General features: G+C 71.3%; 20 protein-coding genes. 5 read left to right on the plus strand and 15 right to left on the minus strand.

The window, feature by feature from the left end:
• Nucleotides 1-102 precede the first annotated feature (102 nt).
• Together AAFN69_RS15840 and AAFN69_RS15845 are read right to left on the minus strand one after the other, a co-directional pair.
• On the minus strand, nt 103-1,899 hold the full coding sequence (locus AAFN69_RS15840) for an ABC transporter permease/substrate binding protein (RefSeq protein ID WP_347729132.1): 1,797 nt from the start codon (nt 1,897-1,899) through the stop codon (nt 103-105).
• A complete protein-coding gene (locus tag AAFN69_RS15845; RefSeq protein WP_347729133.1) occupies nt 1,886-3,037 on the minus strand; it encodes a betaine/proline/choline family ABC transporter ATP-binding protein in 1,152 nt (383 codons plus the stop codon). Before AAFN69_RS15845 ends, AAFN69_RS15840 begins: the two co-directional genes overlap by 14 nt.
• Before the next feature lie 314 nt (nt 3,038-3,351).
• On the opposite strand from AAFN69_RS15845, the gene AAFN69_RS15850 reads away from it, so the two are divergent.
• Both AAFN69_RS15850 and AAFN69_RS15855 read left to right on the plus strand, forming a co-directional pair.
• Nucleotides 3,352-4,260, plus strand: a complete 909-nt coding sequence (locus AAFN69_RS15850; protein WP_347729283.1) for a 5'-3' exonuclease — start codon at nt 3,352-3,354, stop codon at nt 4,258-4,260.
• Nucleotides 4,261-4,347: 87 nt separating this feature from the next.
• Nucleotides 4,348-5,199, plus strand: a complete 852-nt coding sequence (locus AAFN69_RS15855) for a siderophore-interacting protein (RefSeq protein ID WP_347729134.1) — start codon at nt 4,348-4,350, stop codon at nt 5,197-5,199.
• A 267-nt stretch (nt 5,200-5,466) separates the two neighbouring features.
• Here AAFN69_RS15855 and AAFN69_RS15860 read toward each other — a convergent pair whose 3' ends face one another.
• The gene (locus AAFN69_RS15860) at nt 5,467-6,261 is read right to left on the minus strand and encodes a MerR family transcriptional regulator (protein ID WP_347729135.1); all 795 of its coding nucleotides are present in this window, start codon (nt 6,259-6,261) and stop codon (nt 5,467-5,469) included.
• Between the two features lie 106 nt (nt 6,262-6,367).
• Here AAFN69_RS15860 and AAFN69_RS15865 point away from each other — a divergent pair, with 106 nt between their 5' ends.
• The 3 genes from AAFN69_RS15865 to AAFN69_RS15875 all read left to right on the plus strand — a co-directional run bounded on the left by AAFN69_RS15865 (nt 6,368) and on the right by AAFN69_RS15875 (nt 10,130).
• Nucleotides 6,368-7,447, plus strand: a complete 1,080-nt coding sequence (locus AAFN69_RS15865; protein WP_347729136.1) for a hypothetical protein — start codon at nt 6,368-6,370, stop codon at nt 7,445-7,447.
• Between the two features lie 357 nt (nt 7,448-7,804).
• A complete protein-coding gene (locus AAFN69_RS15870; RefSeq protein ID WP_347729137.1) occupies nt 7,805-9,172 on the plus strand; it encodes a deoxyribodipyrimidine photo-lyase in 1,368 nt (455 codons plus the stop codon).
• Between the two features lie 22 nt (nt 9,173-9,194).
• Complete coding sequence (locus AAFN69_RS15875; protein ID WP_347729138.1) at nt 9,195-10,130, plus strand: ADP-ribosylglycohydrolase family protein; 936 nt, start codon at nt 9,195-9,197, stop codon at nt 10,128-10,130.
• A gap of 15 nt (nt 10,131-10,145) precedes the next feature.
• Here the strand turns inward: AAFN69_RS15875 and AAFN69_RS15880 are convergent, their stop codons facing one another.
• The 12 genes from AAFN69_RS15880 to AAFN69_RS15935 all read right to left on the minus strand — a co-directional run bounded on the left by AAFN69_RS15880 (nt 10,146) and on the right by AAFN69_RS15935 (nt 22,704).
• Nucleotides 10,146-12,974: a DEAD/DEAH box helicase gene (locus AAFN69_RS15880; RefSeq protein ID WP_347729284.1), complete on the minus strand. Its 2,829-nt coding sequence runs from the start codon at nt 12,972-12,974 to the stop codon at nt 10,146-10,148.
• Between the two features lie 45 nt (nt 12,975-13,019).
• The gene (locus tag AAFN69_RS15885) at nt 13,020-13,928 is read right to left on the minus strand and encodes a diacylglycerol kinase (RefSeq protein ID WP_347729139.1); all 909 of its coding nucleotides are present in this window, start codon (nt 13,926-13,928) and stop codon (nt 13,020-13,022) included.
• Between the two features lie 101 nt (nt 13,929-14,029).
• Entirely contained in the window at nt 14,030-14,992 is a 963-nt protein-coding gene (gene tatC / locus AAFN69_RS15890; protein WP_347729140.1) for a twin-arginine translocase subunit TatC, read from the minus strand.
• A 61-nt stretch (nt 14,993-15,053) separates the two neighbouring features.
• A complete protein-coding gene (gene tatA, locus AAFN69_RS15895; RefSeq protein ID WP_347729141.1) occupies nt 15,054-15,356 on the minus strand; it encodes a Sec-independent protein translocase subunit TatA in 303 nt (100 codons plus the stop codon).
• A 201-nt stretch (nt 15,357-15,557) separates the two neighbouring features.
• Nucleotides 15,558-15,764: a hypothetical protein gene (locus AAFN69_RS15900; RefSeq protein WP_347729142.1), complete on the minus strand. Its 207-nt coding sequence runs from the start codon at nt 15,762-15,764 to the stop codon at nt 15,558-15,560.
• 7 nt (nt 15,765-15,771) lie between these two features.
• Nucleotides 15,772-16,038, minus strand: coding sequence for a hypothetical protein (locus AAFN69_RS15905; RefSeq protein WP_347729143.1), 267 nt, complete (start codon nt 16,036-16,038; stop codon nt 15,772-15,774).
• Nucleotides 16,039-16,053: 15 nt separating this feature from the next.
• The gene (locus AAFN69_RS15910; RefSeq protein ID WP_347729144.1) at nt 16,054-17,136 is read right to left on the minus strand and encodes a WYL domain-containing protein; all 1,083 of its coding nucleotides are present in this window, start codon (nt 17,134-17,136) and stop codon (nt 16,054-16,056) included.
• A 17-nt stretch (nt 17,137-17,153) separates the two neighbouring features.
• On the minus strand, nt 17,154-18,110 hold the full coding sequence (locus AAFN69_RS15915; RefSeq protein WP_347729145.1) for a WYL domain-containing protein: 957 nt from the start codon (nt 18,108-18,110) through the stop codon (nt 17,154-17,156).
• Between the two features lie 150 nt (nt 18,111-18,260).
• The gene (locus tag AAFN69_RS15920; RefSeq protein WP_347729146.1) at nt 18,261-18,632 is read right to left on the minus strand and encodes an FKBP-type peptidyl-prolyl cis-trans isomerase; all 372 of its coding nucleotides are present in this window, start codon (nt 18,630-18,632) and stop codon (nt 18,261-18,263) included.
• Between the two features lie 173 nt (nt 18,633-18,805).
• On the minus strand, nt 18,806-19,768 hold the full coding sequence (locus AAFN69_RS15925; RefSeq protein ID WP_347729147.1) for an FKBP-type peptidyl-prolyl cis-trans isomerase: 963 nt from the start codon (nt 19,766-19,768) through the stop codon (nt 18,806-18,808).
• Between the two features lie 239 nt (nt 19,769-20,007).
• Nucleotides 20,008-21,369: a Pup--protein ligase gene (gene pafA, locus AAFN69_RS15930; RefSeq protein ID WP_347729148.1), complete on the minus strand. Its 1,362-nt coding sequence runs from the start codon at nt 21,367-21,369 to the stop codon at nt 20,008-20,010.
• Nucleotides 21,370-21,378: 9 nt separating this feature from the next.
• Nucleotides 21,379-22,704 (minus strand): MFS transporter, encoded by a 1,326-nt coding sequence (locus tag AAFN69_RS15935; RefSeq protein ID WP_347729149.1) that lies wholly within the window; start codon nt 22,702-22,704, stop codon nt 21,379-21,381.
• Nucleotides 22,705-22,712: the final 8 nt, after the last annotated feature.

The following is a 22,712-nucleotide window of genomic DNA, read 5'->3' on the forward strand; positions in this document are numbered from 1 at the left end:
CGGGAGGAGAACGCCGGACCGGCGGGATATGGCCAGGGGCGGCCCCGCGACTCATCGGGACCGCCCCTTTCCGCTCCGTGACGGAGCCCGCCCGGGCGGTGTCTACACCGGCGCCATGCGCTCGGCGACACCGGGGTTGTCCTTGAGCCAGGAGCGGACGGCGGCCTGCTCCTCGCCCTTGCCGGTCTCCTGGATGCGGGCCTCCAGTCCGGTGAGCTCCTTCTCGGTCATGGTGAAGTTCTTCAGCCATTTCCCGATCTCAGGCTGATCAGCGGAGAATCCCTTGCGCGCGATGGTGTGAACGCCGTCGCCCTCGCCCCAGGCGCCCCGGGGATCCTTGAGCTTCCTCAGGTCGTGGCCGCTGTACGCCCAGTGCGGCGACCAGAGGGTGACGACCACCGGCTCCTTCTTCCGGTACGCGCGCTTCAGCTCGGCCAGCATGCCGGGGGTGGAGCCGTCGACGACCTCGTACTCACCCCGGAGTCCGTACTCCCCGAGCACCTTGTCCTTGAGCAGGCCCATCATTCCGGCGCTGGGCTCGATGCCGATGATCCGGCCCTTGAAGGTGTCCGAGCGGCCCCTGAGATCGTCCAGGGAGTCGATGCCCTGCACATAGGAGGGGACGGCGAGTTCCAGCGAGGTGGGTCCGTACCAGGAGCCGAGGTCCTCCAGCCGGTTCCCGTACTTCTTCCAGTACTGGGCGTGGGTGACGGGCAGCCAGCCGTCGGTCTGGAAGTCGAGCTGTCCGCCGGCCAGGCCGGTGTAGAGCGCCCCGGCCTCCAGCTGCTTGGTGTCGACGGTGAATCCGCGCCGCTCCAGCACCTCCTTCCAGAGGAAGGTGGAGGCGATGCCCTCGTCCCAGGGGATGTAGCCGATGGTGACCTCGCGGCCCTTGCCGATGTCCGCGGCGCCGGCGGGGCCGCTGCTCTTGGCGTCGCCGAAGACGCTCATCCCGCCCGCGACCAGGGCGAGCACGATCACTCCGACGACCGCGACGGAGGAGTGCGGGCGATGGTGCCAGATCTTCGGCCCGCCGGTGAGCGCTTTCGCCTTCGCGACGGCGCGGCGGCCGAGCGGGGAGACCTGGCGGCCGAGTTCGCCGGTGATCCGGTCCAGGTACATGGCGAGGATGACGATGGAGACACCCGCCTCGAAGCCGAGGCCGATGTCGACATTGCCGATGGCGCGGTAGACGGCGCCGCCGAGTCCGCCGCCGCCGACCATTCCGGCGATGACGACCATGGAGAGGCCGAGCATGATGACCTGGTTGACCCCGGCCATGATGGTGGGCAGGGCGAGCGGCAGCTGGACCCGGAGCAGGGTGTCGCGCGGGCTGGTGCCGAACGCCTCGGCGGCCTCGACCAGTTCCCCGTCCACCTGGCGGATGCCGAGCTCGGTCATCCGCACACCGGGCGGCAGGGCGAAGACGATGGTGGCGATGATGCCGGGGACCACGCCGACGCCGAAGAAGATGATGCCGGGGATCAGATAGACCATGGCGGGCATGGTCTGCATGAAGTCCAGGACGGGCCGGATGACGGCGCTCACGGTCCTGGAACGGGAGGCCCAGATGCCGAGGGGGACGGCTATCGCGAGGGTGACCGCGGTGGCGACCAGCACCAGCGAGAGGGTCGACATGGCGTCGTCCCAGAGCTCGATGGAGTCGATCAGCGCGAAGCCCGCGAAGGCGAGGACTCCGGCGGTCAGCCCGCGCAGCCACCAGGCGACGACGGCGAGGATGGCGGCGAAGAGCAGCGGTTCGGGTGCGGAGAGGGCCGCGTCGATTCCGTCGTACATCCCGGTGACGAGGGAACCGATGGCCTGGAAGAGCCAGTCGAGATGACGCTGGAGCCAGTCGACTCCGCTGTCGACCAGACCGCCGAGATCAAATCTGGGCACGGGCCACCGCCTTGCCGGATCCGGTGCGCGGCGGGGCGGCGGCCGTTTCCGGCACGGCGTCCCGCACGGCGCCGGGACCGGACGGCTCCGGCGGCGCGGGGTTCATCGGCTCCCCCAGCGCGGCGAGCAGGGCGGACCGCGACACGACACCGATCAGCTCCCGCGCGCCGTCCACGACGGCGACGGGCGCGTCGCCCGTGGAGCAGGGGGTGAAGAGCTCGATGGCCGGGGTCGAGGCGGACACCTCGGCGGGCGCGGCGGCGAGTACGCGGGCGGCCTCGCCCTCACCGGTTCCGGGATCGGTCATGATCGCCCCGGCGGTGAGGACCCTGGAGCGGTCCACGTCCTGGATGAAGGAGGCGACATAGTCGGTGGCGGGGGCGGTGAGGATGTCCTCGGCGGTGCCGAGCTGCTCGATCCGGCCGTCGCGCATCACGGCGATCCGGTCGCCGAGCCGCATCGCCTCGTTGAGGTCGTGGGTGATGAAGACAATGGTCTTCTTCAGGGTCTTCTGGAGCCGCAGCAGCTGATCCTGCATGTCGCGGCGGATCAGCGGGTCGAGCGCGCTGAAGGACTCGTCCATCAGAAGCAGATCGGCGTCCGTGGCCAGGGCGCGGGCGAGGCCGACGCGCTGCTGCATTCCGCCGGAGAGCTCGTCGGGCCAGGAGTCCTCCCAGCCCGCGAGTCCGGCGAGGGCCAGCGCCTCGGCGGCGCGCCGGTCGCGCTCGGCGCGGTCGACGCCCTGCACCTCCAGGCCGTAACCGGCGTTCTCCAGCACACTGCGGTGCGGGAAGAGCGCGAAGTGCTGGAAGACCATGCTGATCTTGCGGGAGCGGACGGCGCGCAGCTCGCGCGGGGAGAGCGCGGTGAGGTCCTGGCCGTCGAAGAGGACCCGGCCCGAGGTGGGTTCGAGGAGTCCGTTGAGCATGCGCAGCAGGGTGGACTTGCCGGATCCGGACAGACCCATGACGACGAAGACATGGCCGGGCTCGACCGTGAACGAGGCGTCGATGACGGCGGCCGTGGCCCCGTCGGCCCGGAGTTCGTCCCGGCCGGCTCCGCCTTCGAGCCTGCGTACCGATTCATCGGGCCGTCTGCCGAACACCTTGTACAAGTGCTCGGCCTGGAGTCTGGACACACACACCTCGCGGATCGCACGGAAACGGTCCGCCCGGCGCCGGGCCCGGCGGACCGTGGAGCCCGGCGGGTTCCGCCCGCGCAACCCCGTGCCGATAATTCATTGCATTGGCCACGGAATTTGCTCCGGACCGCGCCTGCCCGGACCGGCCGGGAGCAAACAGAACAGTGACCCACATCACGGAAATGCCGGATACGGTGCGCCATGGGCGGTGAAGTCCGACTGTTGCCGGCAGGTGTCCCGCCGGTGCCCACCGGCGCCTGACGGGCACTGTCACAGGCGTGCGGCATCATCGGGGTGTGACGCGACGCCTGATGCTCCTCGACACCGCTTCTCTCTACTTCCGGGCCTACTTCGGGGTTCCCGATTCGGTCCGCGCCCCCGACGGCACCCCGGTGAACGCCGTGCGCGGGCTGCTCGAATTCATCACCCGGCTGGTCCAGGACCATCATCCGGACGATCTGGTGGCCTGCTGGGACAATGACTGGCGTCCGCAGTGGCGGGTGGATCTGATCCCGTCGTACAAGGCGCACCGGGTGGCCGTCGAGACGGAGCCGGGCAGCCCCGACGAGGAGGAGACCCCGGACACCCTCGCCCCGCAGGTCCCGGTGATCGCCGAGGTGCTCGACGCGCTGGGCGTCGCGCGGGTCGGCGCCGACGGCTACGAGGCGGACGATGTGATCGGCACCCTGACCGCGCGGGCCACCGGACCGGTGGACATCGTCACCGGTGACCGCGATCTGTTCCAGCTGGTGGACGACGCGCGCGGGCGGCGGGTGCTCTATCCGCTGAAGGGCGTCGGAATGCTCCAGACGACGGACGAGGCGTGGCTGCGGGGGAAGTACGGCGTCGACGGCCCGGGTTACGCGGCCCTGGCGCTGCTGCGCGGCGACCCGAGCGACGGGCTGCCGGGCGTGCCCGGGATCGGCGAGAAGACGGCGGCGAAGCTGCTGGACGCCTTCGGCGATCTGGACGGAATCATGGCGGCCGTGGACGACCCGTCGGCCGCGCTCACCCCCTCGCAGCGCAAGCGGCTCGACGAGGCGCGCGGCTATGTGGCGGTGGCTCCGAAGGTGGTCCGGGTGGCGGCCGATGTGCCGCTGCCCGCCTTCGACCCGGCCCTGCCGGCCGCGCCCCGGGACCCGGACGCGCTGGAGCGGCTGTCGGCGCGCTGGGGGCTGGGCGGTGCGCTCCAGCGCCTGCTGACGACCCTGGAGAGCTGACTTCGCGACAATCCCCGAGCTGAGAGCCACCCTCCGAAGTGTTAACTTAGGCAAGCCTAAGTCATACACGAGTCGAGGGAGACCACCGTGGCAGAACGACCGGCCCGTTCCGCACCGAAGGACATTTACGAAGCCCGTGTCGTCCACACGGAGCGGATCGCCCCGCACATGACACGGGTGGTCCTCGGCGGCGAGGGGCTGGACGGTTTCGCCGTCGAGGGGTTCACCGACAGCTATGTGAAGCTCGTCTTCAAGCCGGAGGGTGTGACCTACCCGGAGCCGTTCAGCCTGGTGCGGATCCGCGAGGAGTTCCCGCGCGACCAGTGGCCCGCGAACCGCACCTACTCGGTGCGGCGCTGGGACGAGACGCTCGGGGAGCTGACGATCGACTTCGTCGTCCACGGTGACGAGGGCCTGGCCGGGCCGTGGGCGGCCCGCGCGGTCCCCGGCGACCGGCTGTGGATCGTCGGCCCGAGCGGCGGGTACGCCCCCGACCCGGCCGCCGACTGGCATCTGCTGGTGGGCGACGAGAGCGCGCTGCCCGCCATCGCCGCCGCGCTGGAGAACATGCCCGCGGGCGTTCCGGTGCATGCCTTCATCGAGATCGAGGGGGCGGAGGACGAGCTCAAGCTCGTGGCCCCGGAGGGCGTGCGGGTCAGCTGGCTGCACCGGGCGGGCCGCCCGGTGGGCGAGGCGCTGGTGGCCGAGGTCACCGGGCTGGAGTTCCCGGCGGGCCGGGTGAGCGCCTTCGTCCACGGCGAGGCGGCGTTCGTGAAGGAGCTGCGGCGCCATCTCCGGCTGGACCGGCAGATCCCGCGCGATCAGCTGTCGATCTCGGGCTACTGGCGGCTCGGCCAGACGGACGAGGCGTGGCGCGCGGTGAAGCGCGAGTGGAACGAGCAGGTGGAGCGCGAGCAGGAGCAGCAGAAGGCCGCCTGATCCGGCGGATCCGGCGGATTCACGCCGGGTCCGGCTCCGACTGCGGCTCCGACTGCGGGTCCGGATCCGGGCCCGGGTCCGGGCCCGGTGGCCCGCCCACCGGCTCCGGGTCCGGAGCCGGCACTTCCGCCCGTACGGACCGAGCCGGACGGACACGGGCCGAAGCCGTACGGACCGAGCCGGACGGACACGGTGGGGCCCGGCGGCATGCGCAGCGCATGCCGCCGGGCCCCACTCCTGTGCGACGCCGGTGACCGCTCCCGCGCCTCAGCCGGCGCTCCGCCCGCCGCCCGGCCCGCCGGGGGCCGCCCCGCCGGATCCGCCGGAAGCCGCCCCGCCGGGCCCGCCCGCCGGTGACCGGCCCGCCCCGCCCGGCCCGGCATCCCTGTCGCCCCTGTCGCCTCCGCCGTCGCCTCCGTCACCGCCGTACAGCCGGGACGAGATGCTCGCATGGGCCATGTGCCGCAGCGCCTCGAACATGGACTCCCCCAGCACCGTCCCGACGATCGCGCTCTCCACCACCCGCTCGACGCCGACACTGGACGCCACATAGGCGAGATCCGCAGCGGCGACCTGCTCCGCCGCGTCGGCATAGGTCTCCAGACTCGACGCGAAACCGCCGTGCCCGATCCGCTGCAAGGTGGCCAGCGCCGTGGCCAGCGCCTCGCTTCCCGGGCAGTCCGGCTTCTCGTCCCAGCCGCGCCGCTCGATCAGACCGGCCACCCGCTCGCGGGCCGTGTTCATCACGGTGTCCGGCGGACCGTCCGGGGACCCCGCCTCCGGATAGCGGGGCACCAGCAGGTCGGTGGCCACCCCCAGCACGTTGTGCACCGAACTCTCCGGGTCGTCGACGGCCGCCAGCACCTCCGCGATGGCCGCCACCTTCAGTCCGCCCACATCGAGCAGGGCCCGGATCAGCCGCAGCCGGTGCTCGTGTTCATCGCCGTAGGACGCCTGGTTCGGACTGGTCAGCCGGCCCGCCGGCAGCAGCCCCTCCCGGACGTAGTACTTGATCGTCGGCACCGGGACCCCGGTCCTGCGACTCAACTCGCCAATGCGCACGACCAGTTCTTCCTTCCGCACTTGCCCATACCGGGTTCCATCATAGATAGTGGCGCTACCGGATAGCGGTAAGTGTCGCTATCCATAATCCCGCAGGGGTATTTCTATGCCTTCCTCCTGGCGCTCATGGCACCGCCCCCTCCTCTTCGTCTCGGCCCTGATGGCACTCTCGGCGGCCGTCTCCGCGGTCGGCCTGGTCGTGGACGACCGCATACTCGTGGGCTCGCCCATCTGGGCGAAGCCCTTCAAGTTCTCGGTCTCGTTCCTGGTGTACGGCATCTCCCTGGCCTGGATGCTCTCGCTGAGCACCCGCGCCCGCCGGGTCGGCCACTGGGCGGGAACCCTGGTCGCCGTCGCGACCGTCGTCGAGATGGCGATCGTCATCGCCCAGGTGGTGCGGGGCCGGCGCAGCCACTTCAACAACGAGACGGACCTCGACACCACACTCTTCGGGATCATGGGCAACACCATCGTGGTCCTCTGGCTCGCCACCCTGGTCATCGCGATCCTGCTCTTCCGCACCCCGCTCCGGGACCGCGCCTCCGCCTGGGCCCTGCGGCTCGGCTCACCGATCGCGCTGATCGGCGCGGCGCTCGGCTTTCTGATGACCTTCCCCACCCGGGCACAGCAGGCGGCCGCCGACCGGGGCGAGCGGCCCGACACCACCGGAGCGCACTCCGTCGGAGTCACGGACGGCGGCCCCTCGATGCCCGTCACCGGGTGGTCGACCACCGGCGGGGACATGCGGATTCCCCACTTCATCGGCATGCACGCGCTTCAGCTGCTGCCGCTCCTGGTCCTCGCCCTGGTCTTCCTCGCCCGCCGCCACCCCCGGCTGCGCGACGAGCGGGTACGCGTCCGGCTGGTGGTGACCGCCGCCGGGGTGCTCTCCGGCCTGGTCGCCCTCACCACCTGGCAGGCACAGCGCGGCCAGGCGCTGATCCACCCGGACGGGGCCACCATCACGGCGCTGGCCGCGCTCCTCGCCCTCGGCGCCGCCGCCGCGCTGCTCTCCCTGCGCACCCCGGGCGCCCCCGCCGCCGGATTGGTTCCGGACACCCGGACCCGCGAGAGCACGGCCCCCGGCACCGACCCGGCCGGCCGCACCGGAACGGACACCCCGGAGCCGGCCGGACCCGCCGGGACCGCCGGCCGGCGCAGCGGCAGCGGAAAGCTCTCCGCGTAACCTTCCGCGAGCGGTCGAACGTACAGCGTTATTCACTCCAACGGGTGACAGTCCTGCTTTGCCGTCCGGGCCCCCCGGAAGCCGTTCACATGCGACTATCTGCGGACCCGGACCAATCCGGGGCCGATGCGGCACCGAAACCCGGTTGCCCCGGCCCGGAGGGTCCCCCCACACGCCGCGGAGGCCGCCGCACGACCGGCGCCGCACCCCTCGCCGGCACCACCGGCCCGGCCTCCCGCACCGCGACAGCCACCCCCCGGCCGACCCTCCGGAACGAGCCCAGGAGCTTCCGCTGACCGACCGCGCGCCCCGAGAAACCACACTGATACGCCTCCCCCTGCCGCACGGGGGCGGCGTATGAGTGTGTCCGTGATGCTCTTCACCTCCGATCTGCGGATCCACGACCACCCGGCACTCACCGCAGCGGTGCGGGAGGCGGACGAGGTGGTGCCCCTCTTCGTGATCGACAACGGAGTACGGCGAGCCGGCTTCGACGCCCCCAACCGGCGGGCCTTCCTCGCCGACTGCCTGGCCTCCCTCGACGCCGGCCTCCGCGAGCGCGGCGGACGGCTGGTGATCCGCATGGGCGATGTCACCGAACAGGTCTGCCGGATCGTCACCGAGACCGGAGCCCGCGCGGTGCACATCGCCGCGGGCGTCAGCGCCTACGCCCAGCGCCGCGAGGAACGCCTCCGCCCGGCCCTCGCCGCCGTGCGCTGCGCCCTGCGGGTCCACGAGGGAGTGGTCACCGCGCTGCCGCCGGGCCGGACAGCCCTCGCCGGCCAGGATCACTTCACCGCCTTCACGCCCTACTTCGACCGCTGGCACCGGACCGGACCGCGCCCCGTGCTGGCCGCCCCCCGGGAGGTGGCCGTACCCGAACTCCCCGGCCATCCGCTCCCCCGCCGGATCGCGGTCACCGGCGTCTCGCCCGGCGTCGCCCGGGGCGGGGAGCGCGAGGGACGGCTGCGGCTGAGCGCCTGGCTCGCCGCCTCCCGCACCGCCACCGGGCCGAGCGGCCGGCACGACGGCCCGCCGGCCGACACCACCTCCCGTCTCTCGCCCCATCTGCACTTCGGCACGCTCTCCGCCACCGAGCTGCTGCACCGTGCCCGCGGCAGCGGCGGAACGGGGATGGACACTCTCGTACGCCGTCTGGCCTGGCGGGACTTCCACCATCAGGTACTCGCGGCCCGGCCGGACGCGGCCCATGCCGACTACCGTCCGCGCGGCGACCGCTGGCGCACCGACGAACGGGAGATCACCGCCTGGAAGGAGGGGCGCACCGGCTGCCCGATCGTGGACGCGGGGATGCGGCAGCTGAGCCATGAGGGCTGGCTGCCCAACCGGGCCAGGCTGCTGGTGGCCAGCTATCTCACCAAGACGCTCTACACGGACTGGCGGATCGGCGCCCGCCACTTCCTGACCCTGCTGGTCGACGGCGACATCGCCGACAACCAGCTCACCTGGCAGTGGATGGCGGGCACCGGCACCGACACCCGGCCCAACCGGATCCTCAACCCGCTCGCCCAGGCACGGCGGCTGGACCCCTCCGGCGACTACGTCCGCCGCTGGGTCCCCGAACTGGCCTCTCTCACCGGGCCCGAGATCCACCGCCCGCACGAACTGGACGCGCGCCGGCTCGCCCGGCTGGGCTACCCCCCGCCCCTGGTGGACCCGGCGGAGGGCCGGGCCCGCTTCGAACGCGCCCGCGGTCTGCGCTGACGCGCACGCCTACGCTGTGCGGATGAGACATCTCGACCGCATGGCACGGGTACTCGGCGCCGTCATCGGCTCGGCGGCCGGTGACGCGCTGGGCGCGCCCTTCGAATTCCGCGAGCCGGGGGTGTTCACCGCGGAATTCCCCACCGGGAGAGGGGAGTTGTGCGGGGGCGGGGGCTGGGACCCGGGAGAGGCCACCGACGACACCCAGATGTCGGTCCTGGTCGGGGAGTCCCTGCTGGCATGCGGGGGCCTCGATCTCCCCGACATCTTCGGCAGGTTCCAGCGCTGGGCCGCCGGCGATCCCAAGGACATCGGCCTCCAGACCGAGGATGTGCTGACCAACGGCGAGCCCTGGGACCGCGCGGCGGCGCTCCACTTCCGGATCACCGGGCGTTCGGCCGGAAACGGCTCCCTGATGCGGGCGTCGACCGCCGCCGTCCACTTCGCTCCGGCCGGCCGGGAGGCCACCATGACGGCGGCCCGGCGGATCTCCGCCCTCACCCACGGGGACCCGGCGGCCGGGGAGGGCACCGCGATCCTGCACGAACTGATCCGGGTCGCCCTGGACGGCGGCGATCCGGCCGGAGCCGTGCCCGCCGCGCTCTCCGCGGTCCATCCCGGCCACCGGGAACGCTGGGCCCGGGTGCTGGCACCCGGATGGTCTCCGGCCGACGCCACCGAGTTCAACGGAGCGGTGTGGCCCTGCCTCGGCTCCGCGCTCTGGGCGGTGCGCACCACGGACACCTATGAGGAGTCACTGGCGGCGGCGGTCGATCTGGGCGGCGACACGGACACGGTGGCGGCGGTCACCGGCATGCTCGCGGGAGCGGTCCACGGCATCGGAGCCGTCCCCTCCCGCTGGCTGGAAAGACTCCACGTGCCGCTCCCCGGCTTCGGCGATCGGGTGGTGCGGGCGGCCGGACTGGAATCCCTGGCGAGAGCTCTCGCCCCGGCCTGACGCCGCCCGCCCGTCTCAGCCCACCGAGCTGTACGCCACCACTCCGCGCAGCAGCGCGTCCACCGCCTTGCGGGCATTCCTCGACACCGTGCCGCCCTCGGCGGGAGCCGCCGCGGCGATCTGGCCGAGCACATCGATCACCTGCTTCGACCAGCGGACGAAGTCGCCCGCGGGCATCTCCGCCTCGCGCAGGACCTCGTCCAGGCTCTTGTCCGAGGCCCACTGATAGGCGGCCCAGGCGAAGCCAAGATCCGGTTCCCGCTGGCCCACGCCCTCGGTCTGGTTGATCTTGAAGTCCTCCTCCAGGGCGTCGAGCCTGCCCCAGATGCGGATCATCTCGCCGAGCGCCGTCTTCGCCCGCCCGGCCGGCACCTTGGGGGCCACCGCGTCGTCGGACTGGCGCGCCTCATAGACCAGCGCGGAGACACAGGCGGCCAGCTCGGCCGGGCTGAGCCCCTCCCAGACGCCCTCGCGCAGACACTCGCTCGCCAGCAGATCGAGCTCGCCGTAGAGCCGGGCCAGCCGTCTGCCGTGCTCGGTGACCTCGTCGCCGCGGAGGTAGTCCAGCTCGGTCAGGAGCGCCACGATCCGGTCGAAGGTGCGGGCGATCGTATTGGTGCGCCCCTCGATCCGGCGCTCCAGCTGGAGCGTGTCCCGCTGGAGGCGGTGGTAGCGCTCGGCCCACCGGGCGTGGTCCTCGCGCTCGGCGCAGCCATGGCACGGATGGGCCCGCAGCTCCGCCCGCAGCCGGGCGATCTCCCGGTCCTCCGCCGCGGCCGACCGGGACTTGCGGTGCCGCTCGGGCACGATGTGCCCGGCCTTGGTCCGCAGCGCGGAGGCCAGATCACGCCGCGACTGCGGCGACCGAGCGTTGAAGGACTTGGGAATCCGCATCCGCTCCAGCGGCTCCACCGGCACCGGGAAGTCGATCGACGCCAGCCGCTTGACCTGCCGCTCGGCGGTGAGCACCAGCGGCCGGGGCCCGTCGTGCTGCTCGAATCCCCGGTGGCCGTTGGTGCGCCCGGCCGGGATCCCCGGATCGAGCACCAGCGCGAGACCGGCGAACTTGCCCGTCGGCACATGGATGACATCGCCCGGCTTCAGCTTCTCCAGCGAGACCGCGGCGGCGGTCCGCCGCTGCGCCGCCCCCTGCTTCGCCAGGTCGTTCTCCCGGTCCTTGAGGTCGCGGCGGAGCCGCGCGTACTCCTCGAAGTCGCCGAGGTGGCAGGTCATTCCCTCGCGGTAGCCGTCGAGCCCCGCTTCGTTCTTCTGGACCTGGCGGGAGATGCCGACGACCGAACGGTCCGCCTGGAACTGCGCGAAGGAGGTCTCCAGCAGCTCGCGCGAGCGGTGCCGCCCGAACTGCTGGGTGAGATTGACCGCCATGTTGTACGACGGCCGGAAGCTGGAGCGGAGCGGATACGTCCGGGTCCCGGCGAGACCCGCGAGGGCGGCCGGGTCCATGGCCCGCTGCCAGAGCACCACGGCATGGCCCTCGACATCGATCCCGCGCCGCCCGGCACGGCCGGTGAGCTGGGTGTACTCGCCCGGAGTGATGTCGGCATGCTGCTCGCCGTTCCACTTGACGAGCTTCTCCAGAACCACGGAGCGGGCGGGCATGTTGATGCCGAGCGCGAGGGTCTCGGTGGCGAAGACGGCCTTCACCAGGCCGCGGACGAAGAGCTCCTCCACGACCTCCTTGAAGGTCGGCAGCATCCCGGCGTGGTGGGCGGCGATGCCCCGCTCCAGGCCCTCCAGCCACTCGTAGTAGCCGAGGACATGGAGATCCTCGGTGGGGATGGAGGAGGTGCGCTCCTCGACGATCTCGCGGACCCTGAGCCGCGCGCCGTCGTCATTGAGCCGGAGCCCGGCGTACATGCACTGCTGGACGGCGGCCTCGCACCCGGCCCGGCTGAAGATGAAGGTGATCGCGGGCAGCAGCCCCTCGGCATCGAGCCGGTCGATGACCTCGGGCCGTCCCGGGGTCCAGATCCGGCTGCGCTGGCGGCGCTCCCGTTCCCGGTCGGCCTCCCGGACCATCTTGCCCCTGCGGCGGTCGCGCGGATTGTAGGAGCGCTGATTCTCCATCCGGGCCAGCCGGACGAGATCGGGATTGACCTCCCGCCGGCCGGTGCCCCGGCCGCCGTGGTCGGACTCCTCCTCGAAGAGGTCGTACATCCGCCGCCCGGCCATCACATGCTGCCAGAGGGGCACCGGCCGGTGCTCGGAGACGATCACGGCGGTGTCGCCGCGCACCGTGTCCAGCCAGTCGCCGAACTCCTCCGCGTTGGAGACGGTGGCCGAGAGTGAGACCAGGGTGACCGATTCGGGGAGGTGAATGATCACTTCCTCCCAGACGGCGCCGCGGAAGCGGTCGGAGAGGTAGTGCACCTCGTCCATCACCACATACCCGAGGCCCAGCAGTGCCGGGGATCCCGCGTACAGCATGTTGCGCAGGACCTCGGTGGTCATGACGACCACCGGCGCGTCGGCGTTGACGCTGTTGTCGCCGGTGAGCAGGCCGACCTTGTCAGCGCCGTAGCGCTTGGCGAGGTCGGTGTACTTCTGGTTGGAGAGGGCCTTGATCGGGGTGGTGTAGAAGCATTTGCGGCCCTGCTCCAGGGCGAGGTGGACGGCGAATTCGCCGACGATGGTCTTCCCGGAACCGGTGGGCGCCGCGACGAGCACACCCCTGCCCGCTTCCAGGGCCTGACAGGCCTCGATCTGGAACGGGTCCAGATCGAATTCGTACATCGCGCGGAAGGGGGACAGTGCGGTGGCCTCCACTGCGGCGCGGATGCGGGCGGCGGCGTAGCGCTCGGCGGGAGAGAGATCCTCGGTCATCTTGCTCACGAGCCTACCCAAGAGGTGTGACACTCAGCGCGGGACTTATTCGCCCGGGGCATCCAGTGGTACGAGCACCCGCACCGCGCCGGGCACGCACTCGGCGGTGAGCGGCAGCGGGCCCAGCCGCTCGCCGTCCGCGTATCCGGTGATGCCGGGTGCCTCCAGGGTGACCGACCGGACACGGTGCGCGGTGACCAGCCGGTGGCCGAGGTGGGTGCCCCGGTAGACCCGGGGGAAGACCCTGAGCAGGGTGGTGCGGGAGCAGGGGCCGACCACGGTGACATCGAGGAGTCCGTCGTCGAGCGCGGCTCCGGCGCACATCCGCATGCCGCCGCCGTAGGCGGGGCCGTTGCCCACCGCGACGAGCGTGGCCTCGATCTCCCGGACGGGCCCTCCGTCGAGGGTGATCCGGTACGGGATGGGCCGCAGCGCCGCCAGTTCGGCGACGATGGCGAGATCGTAGGTGAACCGCCCCAGCGGCAGCCGCATCCGGTTGCCCCGGTCGTTCACCCGGGAGTCGAATCCGGAGGCGAGTATGGTGCCGAACCAGCGTCCGCCGGCCCGGCCCAGATCGATGGTGCGGGTCGAGCCGGCCTTGAGCGCGGCTCCGGCGAGCGCACCGGCGCGTGCCGGGTCGCGGAGCGGGAGACCGAGCGTGCGGGCGAAGTCGTTGCCGGTGCCGACGGCTATCACGCCGAGCGGGGTCGGGGTCCCGGCCACCGCCTGGAGTGCGAGGGAGATCATTCCGTCGCCGCCGACGGCCAGCAGCGCGCCGGTGCCGCCGTCGACCGCCCGGCGGGCCCGGACGAGCGCGTCGGCCGCGTCCTCGCCGAGGACGGTGCGTACGGAGAAGCCCACGTCCCGCAGGGCTCTCGCGGCGGGCTGTGCCGCCCGCGCACCCCGGCCGCGGCCCGCCGCGGGATTGACGAAGAGAGTGATCTCGCTGGTCATCCGCGTGAGATTACTGCACCCCGGGGGCCGTGGGGACATGCCGGAGGGGCCGGCGTGTGCCGTCGCGCCCGGGCCGTGTTCCCGCGGGCCCGGCGCGGTGGTCAGGTGATGTCGTCGTAACCGTTCACCCGGTGCGGCAGCCGGTCGCCGGCTTCGCCGCTCGCCTGCTCGGGCAGGGCACGGGAGGCGGCGACGGGTTCCATCTCGCCGATCTCCTCGGGGGCGTCCAGCTCGGACGCCTCGTCGTCGCGGGGGCCCCGGGCGGCCTTGATCGCCCGCCGCCGGTCGTTGAAGAGCGAGATCCCGGTGGCCAGGAAGTAGAGGAGGACGATGGGCATCGCCAGCGCCAGCATGGTGATCGGCTCGGTGCTGGGGGTCGCGACGGCCGAGAAGACCGTGATGCCCATGATCATTCCGCGCCACCAGCCGAGCATCCGGCGGCCGGTGATGACACCACCGATGTTGAGCATGACCAGCAGCAGCGGCAGTTCGAAGGAGAGCCCGAAGACGACCACCATGCGGGTCACCAGGTCGAGCAGATCATCCAGCGGAAGCAGGTTCTCCACCTGGGCCGGCGTGAACTCGATGAGCACCTTCGCCGTGGTCGGCAGCACCTTGTAGGCGAAGAAAGCGCCCATCAGGAAGAGCGGGAAGCCGGCGCCGACGAACATCAGCGCGTACTTCTTCTCGTGTTTGTGCAGACCCGGCGCGAGGAAGGCCCAGAGCTGGTAGAGCCAGACCGGCGAGGCGAGGACGACACCGGCCATCAGGGACACCTTGAGCACCAGCGTGAAGGGCGTCAGCAGGCCGTTGATGGTGATCTTGGCGCAGGTGGCGTCCTCCTCCAGCTTCGCCAGTTCGGAGAAGCTGGTGGCGCAGCCCACGGACTCCAGGATGGGCTTGGTGAACACATCGATGATGTCGTTGTAGAAGAAGGCGGAGGCGACCGTCACGGCGACAATCGCCAGCAACCCCTTGGCGAGCCTGTTCCGCAGCTCGCGGAGGTGCTCCACCAAGGGCATCCGCCCCTCGGGGTCCTTCTTCTTACGGGCAGGCTTGAGCAACCCACGTCCTCATCTCATGCGGCAGGCCCTCACCGGTGAAGGGCCTGTGAGCGGCCCTGTTCTAGCGCTGGGTGGAGTCCGTCGGCTCGTTCACCGGGCGCGAGCTGCTCACATCACCGGGTGCGGCCTTGATCGTGCGCGGCGCGGGCTGCTGCTCCTGAGAGGCACCGGGCTGCGGCGGGTCCGCGGGGGCCGTCTGCTGCTGGCCGCCCTCCGACTTCATCGCCTTGGCCTCGCTCTTGAGGATGCGGGCGGACTTGCCCAGCGAACGGGCCATGTCCGGAAGCTTCTTGGCCCCGAACAGCAGGATGATGACGACGAGGATCAGAATGATCTCTGGAGCGCCGATCCGTCCGAATCCCATAGCGTGTACCTTCTCACCGAGGCGGTTGGGGGGTGCCGGCTGAGCAACCGTACGGATGTTCAGCCACCATGCTGTCAGCGATCGTAACCCGAGTTGGTAAACGCAGGGCAATGCCGGCAGTTATTTGATCTTGCCGCCGGGTTACTGACTTTCACCAAACAATGCGTTCTTGACGCCTTTGCCCTGATTCGGGGAGTCAATTCACGACCCCGGGCGCAATGTCTCGCCATTCCGGGCCAGTCCGGCAGCCGCCCGTTCAAGATCCTCCGAGGCCCGGCTGATCCGCTCCGCGGTCCGGGCGACCTCCAGCCCGAGCCGCCGGGCCTCGACGAAGACACGGATCCCGAGGACGCCGAGGACGGCGATCCCGAGGAAACCGAGGGCGATGGCGATCATGGGCCAGAGCATGGACGGCCTAAACAGTCGGGGAGATGGGGGCGAGGCGGAGGGTGCGCACCCCGCCGCCGGTGAGGAGCTCGACGATCCGCTCACCGGCGGGCTTGCGGACCGCCGAGCCGCACTGGGGGCAGGTGAAGGTGTAGAAGGTGGTGTCGGGGGTGGCGCCGATCTTCAGCCGCAGCGACTCGGCGGCGAGCTCGAAGCCGGCCCGGCAGTCGGGGCAGGCCGCCCGGAAGAGGACCGGGCCGGACCGTGAGGGAACAGACCCAGACGTGAGCGACATAGTGCGCAAACCCCCCTATTCCTGTCCTCTGTCGGTACGGTGCGTCCGGCCATCGGCCGCCACGGCTCCCGGCGGGGCCGGAACCGGCCCGGGATCCGGCGAGTCCGCGATGATGTCCGCGGGATCCGGAGATCCGGGGGCGGCCGCGGCCTCGGCGTAGGCGGCCAGGGCCTCCCGCGCGGCGCTCCGGGCACTCTCCGCCAGCTCCACCGGGGAGACGATCCGCCCGTCACGGCCCAGCCGCAGCGCCAGCCGCCGCAGGGAGGAGGGGGACGGTGTCCGCAGGGTGATGCGCAGCCCTCCGCCGGCCAGCTCCTCGGCGCTGTCGTGCGGGTAGTACTCGGCGACCCAGCGCCCGGCCGGACCCACCTCGACCACCACCTCGGGATCGTCCGCCGAGGGATGGACCAGCCCCTCCGACAGATCCCGCACCTCGATCTCGGGCGGCGCGGAGGGCTCGTCCAGCAGCCGGATCTCGGCCACCCGGTCGAGCCGGAAAGTGCGGCGCGCCTCCGAGAGCCGGCACCACCCCTCCATATAGGTGTGGCCCACGGCGAAGAGCCGGATCGGATCGACCTCGCGCTCGGTCAGCTCATCGCGCGCCGGTGAGTAGTAGCGCAGCCAGAGCCGGCGCCGCTCCGAGATCGCCCGGTCCACATCCGCGAACACCCCGCCCTCGGACTCGAAGGTCACCGAGAGCCGGGAGGAGGCGCCGGCCACCTCTCCGGCCGCGGCCTCCAGCTTGGCGGTGGCCCGCACCAGCGCGTCACGGTCGCTCTCCCGCAGCCCGGGGAGCGTGGCCACCGCGCGCGCCGCCACCAGAAGCGCGGTCGCCTCGTCGGCGGCCAGCCGCAGCGGCTCGGCCACGTCGTCCGGGTTGTGCCACCAGATCCGTTCGCCGTCGGTGTCGATGTCGAGCAGATCGCCGCCCCGGAAGCTGGTCCCGCACATGGGCAGCACATCGAGATCGGAGATCAGCTCGTCCTCGGTGATCCCGAAGGCGCGGGCCACATCACCGATGCGCGCACCGGGACGCTCCCGCAGATAGGTCACCAGCGACAGCATGCGCCGCGTCTGGTCAATGGCGTTGGTGGCCATGGTCGTACGACTTCCCCTCAGCCCTTGGCCACGGCACGGAGCCGGTCCATCACTTCGGCCCGCAGATCCGCGGGCTCCACCACGACCACATCCGGGCCGAACTCCACCAGCCAGGCGTCCAGCCCGTGCCCGTACGGAATCTCCAGCTCGTCCCAGCCGCCGCCGAGCTCGCGCACCGACTGCGCCCGGGCCCGCAGCGGATAGCCGGAACCGGTGCGCAGCCTGATCCGCGCGGTACGGGTCGCGGTCTCCCCCGCCCAGCTCTCCACGGTCTCGCGGACCGTGACCACATCGGGCACGGGCACGGTGAAGGCCCCGGCCCGGGACCGGACCCTGCCGGTGATACGGGAGAGGCGGAAGACCCGCTCGGCCCCGCGCTCCCGGTCCCAGCCCGCCAGATACCAGTGGCCGCGCCAGCACTCCAGGGTCCAGGGCTCCACCTGGCGCTGCTCGGGACGGGCGGCGGTGACCTTCCGGTAGTCGAAGATCACCGGCCGGCGGTCGCGGCAGGCCAGCATCAGCGGCTCGAAGGCCGCCTCATGCACCGGAATACGCGGCTCCAGCGCGCTCTGGTGGGTGTCGAAGGCATCCTCGGCCTCGGGCATTCCGGCCGCCCGGAGCTTCTGGAGCGCGCCGCTCGCCGCCCCGGCGAGCCGGGCCTGCTGCCACACCCGGGCGGCCAGACCCAGCGCGGCCGCCTCCTCCGCGTCGAGGGTGATCGGCGGCAGCCGGTTGCTGTCCCGGCGGGCGAGATAGCCCACCTCGCCGTCGATGTTCTCGACGGTCTCGATGATCAGGCCGAGCTCGCGCAGATCGTCCTTGTCGCGCTCGAACATCCGGTTGAAGGCATCGTCGACCCCCGCCTCCAGATACGCCTCGATGGACTCGCGCAGCTCGCGTTTGCTCAGCGGCCGGCGCGTCCCGAGCAGGCACAGTGCCAGATTCATCAGCCGCTCGGCCTTGGCAATCGCCATCGACGCCCCGCACCTCTTCCGCTCGACTCGCTTCCGCCCCGGACGACCGTACCGCCCCGGGGTGTCGACACAAAAGCCGAGGCCCGTGCTCAGCGGAGCACGGGCCTCGGCCGAGCTGTCCGGGAACGGTCCCGGAGCGGCCCGGGAAGGTCAGACGCCGAGGAGGTCCACGACGAAGATCAGGGTCTCGCCCGGCTTGATCGCGCCGCCGGCGCCGCGGTCCCCGTACCCGAGGTGCGGCGGAATGGTCAGCCGGCGGCGGCCGCCGACCTTCATGCCCTGCACACCCTTGTCCCAGCCGGCGATGACACGGCCGCCGCCGAGCGGGAAGCGGAACGCCTCGCCCCGGTTCCAGGACGCGTCGAACTCCTCACCCGTGGAGAACGAGACACCCACATAGTGGACGCTGACAAAGGCGCCCGCCGTGGCCTCGGGACCGTCACCCTCCCAGATGTCCACGATCTCCAGGTCGGCCGGCGGGTTGCCTTCCGGGAAGTCGATCTCGGGCTTCTCGATGCTCACTGAACTGCTCCTCAAACGTTGAATGGGCAACCCGGACAGTCTCGCACCCCACCGGGGCGCCGGCCTCCGGGGGCACGACCGGCCGCGCGCCGGTCACAGCCCTCCGGCGGTCTCCGCCGGAGGGGACGGGCGGGCGGGCGCGGCCCCGGAGACCGGGACCGCGCCCCGCGGGATCACGCCTTGGAGAGCAGGTCCACCGCGAAGACCAGGGTGGCGTTCTTCGGGATCCCCTGCTGCTCCTTGTCACCGAACGCCTGGTCCGGCGGGATCACCAGCAGCACCCGGCTGCCGGCCTTCTTCCCGATGAGCCCGTCCTTGAGCCCCTTCACGGTCAGCTGGCCCAGCGGCCAGGTGACCGTGGAGTCCGACTTGTAGGTGCTGTCGAACTGCTTCGCGCCGTCCCAGACATACGCCTCGTACTTCACGACAACGCTGTCCTTGTCGGTCAGCTCGGCACCCGTGCTCTCCAGCACATAGTTCGACACGAGCTTCTTCGGCGCGGCGGCCGACTTGGGGAAGGTCACCGACGGCGCCTTGCCGTCGGTGTTGGTGCCCACCTTCGGCAGGTCGATGTTCTCCTGGGCGACCTCGGTGCCCTTGGCGGAGACCGGGACGCTCGTGCCCTTGACGACGTCCATCACGAAGACGAGCGTGGCATTGGCCTTGATGTCGCCCTGGCCCTGCGCGCCGTAACCGAGGGCCGGCGGAATCGACACCTCCAGGCGGCTGCCGATCTTCTGGCCGTCCAGCGCCTTCTGCCATCCCTCGATGACACCCTGGCCGCCGATGGAGACATCGAACGGCTGGCCGCGGTCGAAGCTGTTGTCGAACGGCTTGGTCTCGTCCCACTCCTGGCCGAGGTAGTTCACCTGCGCCTGGTCGCCCTTCTTCAGGACGGCCCCCTTGCCCTCGCTGATGACCTCGACCTTCAGCTCCTTCGGCGGAGCGCCCTTCCCCTTCGCCAGCGTGGGCTTCTCGCCGAACTTGGCGCCCGCGGTGATCGCCGGCAGCCCGCCCTTCGACACACTGGAGCTGGAGCTTGCGGAGTTGGAGTCGGAGCCCTTGTCATCACTCCCGCATGCCGCTGTCGACAGCAGCAGCGCGGGGACGACAAGAAGGCCGGCGAATCGGCGCACGTGTTCCTCAGATCTCAGACGTCATGGAAAGGTCCTCGACACTCTAGGGCCTCCCTTTCGGATCACGCCGGGCCCGGCGCGGCCCGTCGCCGTGCCCTCACCCGGCCCGATCGACAAGGCCCCAGGGCGCGCCAAGGGCCCCGCACGAGTAAACGTACGGGGCCCGGGTGACGTTCCACCGGCCGGCGGGTGCGTGTTGACGACTCCGGACATCTGGCCGGAATCGACCCCTCGCAGGTCTACATTCCGGCGATCAGCTTCTCCACCCGGTCGTCGACCGAACGGAACGGGTCCTTGCACAGCACGGTGCGCTGCGCCTGGTCATTGAGCTTCAGATGCACCCAGTCGACGGTGAAGTCCCGGCGCTGTTCCTGCGCCCGGCGGATGAAGTCGCCGCGCAGCCGTGCCCTGGTGGTCTGCGGGGGCACCGACTTGCCCTCGAAGATCTTCAGGTCGTTGCAGATCCGGGCGGCCTGGCCCTTGCGCTCCAGGAGGTAGTAGAGCCCGCGGCGGCGGTGGATGTCGTGGTACGCCAGGTCTATCTGCGCGACCCTCGGGTGGGACATGGTCATGTTGTGCTTGGCCCGGTACCGCTCGATGAGCTTGTACTTCATGACCCAGTCGATCTCGGTGCCGATGCGGTCGAGGTCCTCCGCCTCGATGGCGTCGAGGGTGCGGCCCCACAGTTCGAGTACCTGCTCGACCACTCCGGTGCGGATCCCCCGCCGGTCGACGAAGTCCACGGCCTTCTCGTAGTACTCCCGCTGAACCTCCAGCGCCGACGCCTCCCGGCCGCTGGCCAGGCGTACCTTGCGGCGGCCGGTGAGGTCGTGGCTGACCTCGCGGATCGCCCGGATCGGGTTCTCCAGTGTCAGATCCCGCATCACGGTGCCCGCCTCGATCATGCGCAGCACCAGATCGGTCGCGCCGACCTTGAGCAGCATGGTCGTCTCGGACATGTTCGAGTCGCCGACGATGACATGGAGACGGCGGTAGCGCTCGGCGTCCGCATGCGGCTCGTCACGGGTGTTGATGATGGGACGGGAACGGGTGGTCGCGGAGCTGACCCCCTCCCAGATGTGCTCGGCCCGCTGGCTCACGCAGTAGACGGCGCCGCGCGGCGTCTGGAGCACTTTGCCCGCACCGCAGAGCAGCTGCCGGGTGACGAGGAACGGAATGAGAATATCCGCGAGCCGGGAGAACTCTCCGTGGCGGGCGACGAGATAGTTCTCGTGGCAGCCGTAGGAGTTTCCCGCCGAGTCGGTGTTGTTCTTGAAGAGGTAGACGTCGCCCGCGATTCCCTCCTCGTGCAGGCGGCGTTCGGCGTCGACGAGCAGGCCTTCGAGAATGCGCTCACCGGCCTTGTCGTGGGTGACCAGTTCGATCACATTGTCACATTCCGGCGTGGCATATTCCGGATGCGAACCCACATCGAGGTAGAGGCGGGCGCCGTTCCGCAGGAAGACATTGCTGCTGCGGCCCCATGACACAACTCGGCGGAAGAGGTAGCGCGCCACTTCGTCAGGTGACAGTCGGCGCTGTCCCCTGAACGTGCACGTGACGCCGTACTCGTTCTCCAGCCCGAAAATGCGGCGGTCCATGTCTGAACATTACGCCTCGGGGCGGGAACTGAAACCGGGTTCGGCGGCCCCATTACGATCATTTTCGGATACCCGTGCGGTGGTGTCGGGCACGGGAGGGCCGGCGGGGGCCGGATCGGCCGGTACGGGGCGGGCTGGTTCACCGGTGCGCAGGGGTACGGCGAGGGCCCGCCGGGTCACCGCCAGCACCAGCAGCGCGGCGGCCCCGCCGCCGCCGGCCACGGCGAAACTCCAGGCCGTGCCCGCCGACTCGACCACCGGACCCGCGACGGCGGTGCCGCCCGCCGCGCCCACCCCGAAGGTGGTCACCAGCCAGGAGAACGCCTCGGTCACCGTGCCGCGCGGGGCGTGGCGGTCGACCACGACGAAGGCGCAGGCGATCGCCGGGGCGAGAAAGAGCCCGGCCAGAGCGGACAGAACGGTCATCGCCGCCACTCCGGGGGTGAGCGCGAGGGGCAGATAGCCGAGCGCCAGCAGGGCGATCAGGATGCGCAGCCGCCGCTCGGGCTCGCCGGTCCACCGCCGGGCTCCGTAGAACACCCCGCCGACCAGGGCGCCGAAGCTGAGCGCGGCCAGCAGCAGGCCGTACACCGCCTCGCTCCCCCGGTCGTCCGCGTAGGCGACACCGGCGACCGTGATGGAGCCGAGGGCGAGACCGACGAAGAAGAAGGAGCCCAGCAGGGCGAGCAGGCCGGGCGAGCGCAGCGCCCCCAGCCAGTGCGCCTCGCGGGGCGCGGAACGCCAGGCCCGGGAGGGCTCGGAGAGCACCACGGCGAGTGCGCCGAGCACCCCGAGCGCGTTGATCACCAGCAGCGCCGCCGCCGGGGACCAGAGCCACACCAGCAGGGTGACCAGCAGCGGGCCGACGGTGAACATGATCTCCTGGGCCACGGCGTCCAGGGCGTAGGCCCGGTGGACCCGGTCCTCGCGCCCCAGCACGGCCGGCCACAGGGCGCGCAGACCGCCTTCGAGGGGCGGGGTGAAGAGCCCGGCGACCGCGACCGCCGCACAGGCGGGCCAGAGTTCGCCGGTGCCGATCACGGCGAGCGCCACCATGGCGAGCGCGGAGACGAGGGCGGCCGGGAGCTGGACCCGGAGCTGCCCGCGCAGATCGACGGCACGCCCCAGCAGGGGCTGTCCTGCCGCGGTGCCGGCTCCGTATACGGCGGCCAGGGCCGAGGCGAGGCTGTAGCTGCCGCCCTCGGCCCTGGTGAAGAGCATGATCGCGATGGGTCCGGTGGCACTCGGCAGCCGCCCGACCAGTGTTCCGGCGAGCAGCCTCGCGGCGTACGGAGCCCTCAGGATCTCCCCGTAACCGGTGACACCTGCGCCCATGTCCAGCC

The sequence above is a fragment of the Streptomyces sp. CAU 1734 genome (assembly GCF_039888735.1).
Classification (GTDB): domain Bacteria; phylum Actinomycetota; class Actinomycetes; order Streptomycetales; family Streptomycetaceae; genus Streptomyces.

Excerpts from the sequence above, each read along its gene's own strand:
- AAFN69_RS15850 (WP_347729283.1), top strand. The coding sequence starts at position 3,352 with ATGCTCCTCGACACCGCTTCTCTCTACTTCCGGGCCTACTTCGGGGTT.
- AAFN69_RS15865 (WP_347729136.1), top strand. The coding sequence starts at position 6,368 with ATGCCTTCCTCCTGGCGCTCATGGCACCGCCCCCTCCTCTTCGTCTCG.
- AAFN69_RS15870 (WP_347729137.1), top strand. The coding sequence starts at position 7,805 with ATGAGTGTGTCCGTGATGCTCTTCACCTCCGATCTGCGGATCCACGAC.
- AAFN69_RS15875 (WP_347729138.1), top strand. The coding sequence starts at position 9,195 with ATGAGACATCTCGACCGCATGGCACGGGTACTCGGCGCCGTCATCGGC.
- AAFN69_RS15880 (WP_347729284.1), bottom strand. The coding sequence starts at position 12,974 with ATGACCGAGGATCTCTCTCCCGCCGAGCGCTACGCCGCCGCCCGCATC.
- AAFN69_RS15885 (WP_347729139.1), bottom strand. The coding sequence starts at position 13,928 with ATGACCAGCGAGATCACTCTCTTCGTCAATCCCGCGGCGGGCCGCGGC.
- tatA (WP_347729141.1), bottom strand. The coding sequence starts at position 15,356 with ATGGGATTCGGACGGATCGGCGCTCCAGAGATCATTCTGATCCTCGTC.
- AAFN69_RS15900 (WP_347729142.1), bottom strand. The coding sequence starts at position 15,764 with ATGCTCTGGCCCATGATCGCCATCGCCCTCGGTTTCCTCGGGATCGCC.
- AAFN69_RS15905 (WP_347729143.1), bottom strand. The coding sequence starts at position 16,038 with ATGTCGCTCACGTCTGGGTCTGTTCCCTCACGGTCCGGCCCGGTCCTC.
- AAFN69_RS15910 (WP_347729144.1), bottom strand. The coding sequence starts at position 17,136 with ATGGCCACCAACGCCATTGACCAGACGCGGCGCATGCTGTCGCTGGTG.
- AAFN69_RS15915 (WP_347729145.1), bottom strand. The coding sequence starts at position 18,110 with ATGGCGATTGCCAAGGCCGAGCGGCTGATGAATCTGGCACTGTGCCTG.
- pafA (WP_347729148.1), bottom strand. The coding sequence starts at position 21,369 with ATGGACCGCCGCATTTTCGGGCTGGAGAACGAGTACGGCGTCACGTGC.
- AAFN69_RS15935 (WP_347729149.1), bottom strand. The coding sequence starts at position 22,704 with ATGGGCGCAGGTGTCACCGGTTACGGGGAGATCCTGAGGGCTCCGTAC.